This window comes from Eggerthella sp. (genome assembly GCF_048329335.1).
GTDB classification, from domain to species: Bacteria; Actinomycetota; Coriobacteriia; order Coriobacteriales; family Eggerthellaceae; genus Eggerthella; species Eggerthella lenta.
Genome location: NZ_DBFEGU010000224.1, coordinates 1 through 4,805, shown reverse-complemented (window position 1 = coordinate 4,805; position 4,805 = coordinate 1). Strand labels below are relative to the sequence as shown.

Annotated in this window: 5 protein-coding genes; all 5 read left to right on the top strand. The window is 68.4% G+C overall.

Features of this window, described 5'->3' with window-relative positions; genetic code table 11:
* A partial coding sequence (locus ACMO6A_RS07395) for a DUF520 family protein (protein ID WP_418471014.1) occupies positions 1-383 on the top strand: 383 nt, incomplete at its 5' end.
* A gap of 14 nt (positions 384-397) precedes the next feature.
* Positions 398-1,765, top strand: coding sequence for a 30S ribosomal protein S12 methylthiotransferase RimO (gene rimO / locus ACMO6A_RS07390; protein ID WP_009608621.1), 1,368 nt, complete (start codon positions 398-400; stop codon positions 1,763-1,765).
* Between the two features lie 5 nt (positions 1,766-1,770).
* Complete coding sequence (gene pgsA / locus ACMO6A_RS07385) at positions 1,771-2,997, top strand: CDP-diacylglycerol--glycerol-3-phosphate 3-phosphatidyltransferase (protein WP_009608615.1); 1,227 nt, start codon at positions 1,771-1,773, stop codon at positions 2,995-2,997.
* A gap of 251 nt (positions 2,998-3,248) precedes the next feature.
* Entirely contained in the window at positions 3,249-4,307 is a 1,059-nt protein-coding gene (recA, locus tag ACMO6A_RS07380; protein WP_009608605.1) for a recombinase RecA, read from the top strand.
* Position 4,308: 1 nt separating this feature from the next.
* On the top strand, positions 4,309-4,805 hold a 497-nt coding region (locus ACMO6A_RS07375; protein ID WP_418471013.1), incomplete at its 3' end, for a regulatory protein RecX.

The window sequence follows — 4,805 nt, the reverse complement described above, 5'->3', positions numbered from 1 at the left end:
GCGCCGAGATCACCCTCGACAAGGCGGGCAAGTCCATGACGGTGGCGGCACCCGCCGATTTCGTGGCCAAGCAGGTCATCGACGTGATCGGCTCGAAGCTCGTTCGCCGCGGCATCGATCTTGCCGCTGTGCAGTGGGCCGATCCCGAAGCGGCCGCCGGCCAGAGCGTTCGTCAGAAGGCCACCATCGTCGAAGGCATCGAAAAGGACGTTGCCAGCAAGATCAACAAGGATATCAAGGCCGAGAAGTTCAAGGTGAAGGTCCAGATCGAGGGTGACAAGCTGCGCGTCAGCTCTCCCTCGCGCGATGCGCTGCAGGAGGTCATCGCCTTCCTCAAGGGGAAGGACTACGGCCAGCCGCTCCAGTTCGTCAACTACCGCTAGGACGGTCTCGCCATATGGAACGCTCATCTGACGCGGCGCTCGTTGCGCCCTGCGTCGCTTTCGTCACGCTGGGATGCGCGAAGAACGAGGCTGACACGGCGCGCATGCGCGTGCGGTTGGCGGAGGCCGGGTTTCTGATAGAGGTCGACCCTGCCGAAGCGGACGCCGTGGTGGTGAACACCTGCTCGTTCATCCAAAGCGCCACCGAGGAGAGCATCGAAGCCGTTTTCGATGCGGCCGGGATGCCCAACGTCGCGGCGGGCGCGCCGCTCATCGTGGCCGGCTGCATGCCCGCCCGCTACGGCGAGGATCTTGCGGACGAGCTTGTGGAAGCGCGTGCGTTCGTGCCATGCAGCCGCGAGGACGATATCGCCGCTATCGTAGCCGACGCGCTTGGCGTCGACGCCCCGGGCGGGGGAGCCGCCGCCTCCGTGACCCTGAGCGCAAGCGGCGGAGCCGCCGAAGTCGAAGGATCCCGTGCGGCGCTTGCCGCCCTCCCGGCCGCGCCGTTCGCCTACGTGAAGATTTCCGACGGTTGCGACCGGTTCTGCACGTACTGCACCATCCCGTACATCCGCGGGCGCTATCGCAGCTTCCCGCTCGACGACGTGCGCGCAGACGTCGCCGCCCAGGTGGCTGCCGGCGCCCGCGAGATCGTGCTCATCGCCCAGGACACGGGGCGCTGGGGCGCCGACTTCGACGAGCCGTCGTCTTTGGCGGCGCTCGTGGCCGCGTTGGCCGAGGAGTTCCCGCAAACCTGGTTCCGCATCATGTACATCCAGCCCGAAGGCCTTTCCGACGAGCTGCTGGATGCCGTGGCCGCGCACGACAACGTATGCGACTACTTCGACATCCCGCTGCAGCACGTGGACGCGGGCATCCTGCGCGCCATGAACCGCACCGGCTCGCGCGAGGAGTTCCTGGCGCTCGTCGACCGCGTGCTCGCGCACGTGCCGGGCGCCACGCTGCGCACGACGCTCATCGCGGGCTTCCCGGGCGAGACCGAGGAGCAGTTCGAGGACCTGTGCTCCTTCGTCGAGGAGGGGCTGTTCGACTACGTGGGCGTGTTCCCGTACTCGCGCGAGGAGGGAACGCGCGCGTTCGACCTGCCCGGCCAGCTGGACGAGGACGAGAAGAACGACCGTGCCCAGCGCCTGCGCGACCTGGCCGACGCCGTGTGCTGCCCGCGCATCGCCGCGCGCGTCGGACGCGAGATGGACGTGCTGGTGGAGGGCGTCGAAGAGGACGGCCAGCTGTTCGGGCGGGCCATGTGCCAGGCGCCCGAGGTCGACGGCGTCACGTACCTCGACGCCGGCGAGCCGGGCGAGATCCGCCGCGTGCGCATCGTCGACGCTCTGCTCTACGAGATGGAAGGGGAGTGAGCCCGATGGCGCAAGGTGCCGTGCACGAGAAGCTGTGGACCCCGGCGAACGTGGTGACGCTGCTGCGCATCTGCCTCGTTCCCGTGTTCGTAGTGGCCATCATCAGCCCTTGGCCGGAGTACTTCCCGTTCTGGGCGGACGCCGAGGCGTCGAAGCCCTGGATCGCCGCCGGCATCTTCATCCTGCTGGCCGCCACCGACGGCCTCGACGGGTACCTGGCGCGCAGCCGCGGCGAGGTGACGAACTTCGGCAAGTTCATCGACCCCTTGGCCGACAAGATCCTCGTGGCCGCCGCCCTGCTCGCGCTCATCGAGCTGGGCGTGCTGCCCTCGTGGGTAGCGCTCGTCATCCTCACGCGCGAGTTCATCGTGTCGGGCATCCGCATGGTGGCCGCCAGCCAAGGCGTGGTCATCGCCGCCAGCTGGTACGGCAAGGCGAAGACCGTCGCGCAGATCGTCGCCATCGTGCTGTTCATCGTCAAGGACAGCGTGGTGATCACCGATCCGCAGGGCGTGCTGCACAACCCCTTGTACCTCGTGTCGTGGCTGGCCATGCTGATCGCGCTGGCGCTCACCGTGATCTCGATGCTCGACTATTTCGTGAAGGCCAAGGAGATCCTCGGGTTCGCGCCGTCGGGCAAGCGCGCGAAGCGCCGTGCGGGTGCCGGAGAGGCCGCGGCTGCCGATGCGGGAGAGGACGAAGCGGGAGGGCGCGCGCTCAGCGCCCAGGAGGCCGCGAGAATCTCGCCCGAGGCGCTCGACGAGCTGGCCGGGCGCGTGCTCGAGGCGGCACGTGCCGCCGGCGCGACCGTCGGCACGGCCGAGAGCCTCACGGGCGGCCTCGTCGCCGCGACGCTCACCGACCTGCCGGGCAGCTCGGACGTCGTGCGCGGTGGCGTCGTCAGCTACTCCTCCGACGTGAAGCGCGACGTGTTGGGCGTGAGCCGCGAGACGCTCGCCTTGATCGGGGCGGTCAGCGAGGAGACGGCATGTGCCATGGCCGAAGGCGCCCGCGCCGCGCTCGGCTGCGACGTGGCGGTGTCGGCGACCGGCATCGCCGGCCCGGGCGGGGCCGAGCCGGGCAAGCCGGTGGGCACCGTGTGGATCGGGCGCGCGGACGCGTCGCTCACCTGCGCCCGCTGCTGCCATTTTCCCGGCACGCGCGAAGAAGTGCGCCTGCTCGCCGTGCGCGCGGCGCTCGAGTTCGCGCTCGAGGCGCTGGAAACGCGCTAGAACGACGTAGAAGGCGCGTCGGATCGGGTGGCGGGAAACGTGGAATTCGCGTGTCTTCGGCGTGGGAAACGCGCTGGATCGGGAGGTGCTGCGCGCTGGATGCGCGCCATCGGGACGTGAGCCGGCCGCGCTATACTGGGGTTGCAAGCTTCTTTCGCGAAAATGCTTGACCAACAAACATATGTTCGTATAATGGTAAGCGGCAAACGCTCAGCGTCTTTGGCGCTCGCGGCAGGAAGAGAAGGAACCGCATGAACGAAGAAAAATCGAAGATGCTCAAGCTGACCACCGATCAGATCGAGACCAAGTTCGGCAAGGGCTCCATCATGAAGTTCGGCGAGGGCGGTCACGACCTCAACATCGGGGTCATCCCGACCGGCGCGCTGCCGCTCGACGCGGCGCTCGGCATAGGCGGCGTGCCGCGCGGCCGCATCGTGGAGGTGTACGGCCCTGAATCGAGCGGCAAGACCACGCTCGCGCTGCAGATCATCGCGGAGGCTCAGGCCATGGGCGGCATCGTGGCCTTCATCGACGCCGAGCACGCGCTCGATCCCGTCTATGCCGCGCGCCTGGGCGTCGATATCGACGAAGTGCTCATCTCGCAGCCCGACACCGGCGAGCAGGCGCTGGAGATCTGCGACATGCTGGTGCGCTCGGGCGCCATCGACGCCGTGGTCGTCGACTCGGTGGCCGCGCTCGTGCCCCGCGCCGAGATCGAAGGCGAGATCGGCGACACCACGGTGGGCCTACAGGCGCGCCTCATGTCGCAGGCGCTGCGCAAGCTGGCGGGCTCTCTGTCGAAGTCGAACACCACGTGCATCTTCATCAACCAGCTGCGCGAGAAGATCGGCGTGATGTTCGGCAACCCGGAGACCACGACGGGCGGCCGCGCCCTCAAGTTCTTTTCCAGCGTGCGCATCGACATCCGCCGCATCGACTCCATCAAGAAGGACGGCGAGATCGTGGGCAACCGCGTGCGCGCCAAGGTGGTCAAGAACAAGGTGGCTCCGCCGTTCCGCCAGGCCGAGTTCGACCTCATGTACGGCGAGGGCATCTCGCGTGAGGGCTGCATCGTGGACATGGCCGTCGAGGCGGGGGTCGCCAAGAAGAGCGGCGCCTGGTACACCTACGGCGAGGAGCGTCTCGGCCAAGGGCGCGAGGCGGCGAAGCAGACGCTCAAGGAGAACCCGGACTTGCGCGAGGAACTCGAGACGAAGGTGCGCGAATCCTTTGAGATCCCCATCATCACGCGCTCGACCGAGGAAGCCGACGCACTCACGCCAGTGGCAAAGCCCGCGAAGAAGAAGTAGCATGCCCGAATCGCCCGAACAGCTCCGCGCGCGCCTGCGCGCGGAGATCGCCGCGATCGAGAAGGGCGTCCCGAAGCCTTCCAGGGCGCCCGACCTTCCCCACGTTCGCGAGGAGCGGGAGGATCGACGGCCGAGCCGCGCTTCGCGCTCCCTGTCTGCCAGTGCGGCCGGCGGACAGCCTTCCCGCCATGACGCCGGCGAAGTCGACGAGGATGTGCGGCTCTCCGATCCCGACGCCGCTTTCCGCAAGATCGAGCGGCTCTGCCTCGTGCGCGAGCGGGCTTCCGAGCAGCTGCGCCAGCGTCTTGCGCGCGAGGGCTTCGAGGCCGAGGCCGTCGAAGCGGCGCTCGATCGCGCGCTCGCCTGCGGCCTCGTCGACGACGGGCGCTTCGCCGACGTGCTCGTGCGCAGTCGCCTTGCCCAAGGGCGCGGCAGACGCGGCATCGCCGCCGAGCTCGAGAACCTCGGCATCGACGCGGACGGCGTCGAGGCGCTGGC

Coding starts and splice junctions, on each gene's coding strand:
- rimO (WP_009608621.1), top strand. CDS start 398: ATGGAACGCTCATCTGACGCGGCGCTCGTTGCGCCCTGCGTCGCTTTC.
- pgsA (WP_009608615.1), top strand. CDS start 1,771: ATGGCGCAAGGTGCCGTGCACGAGAAGCTGTGGACCCCGGCGAACGTG.
- recA (WP_009608605.1), top strand. CDS start 3,249: ATGAACGAAGAAAAATCGAAGATGCTCAAGCTGACCACCGATCAGATC.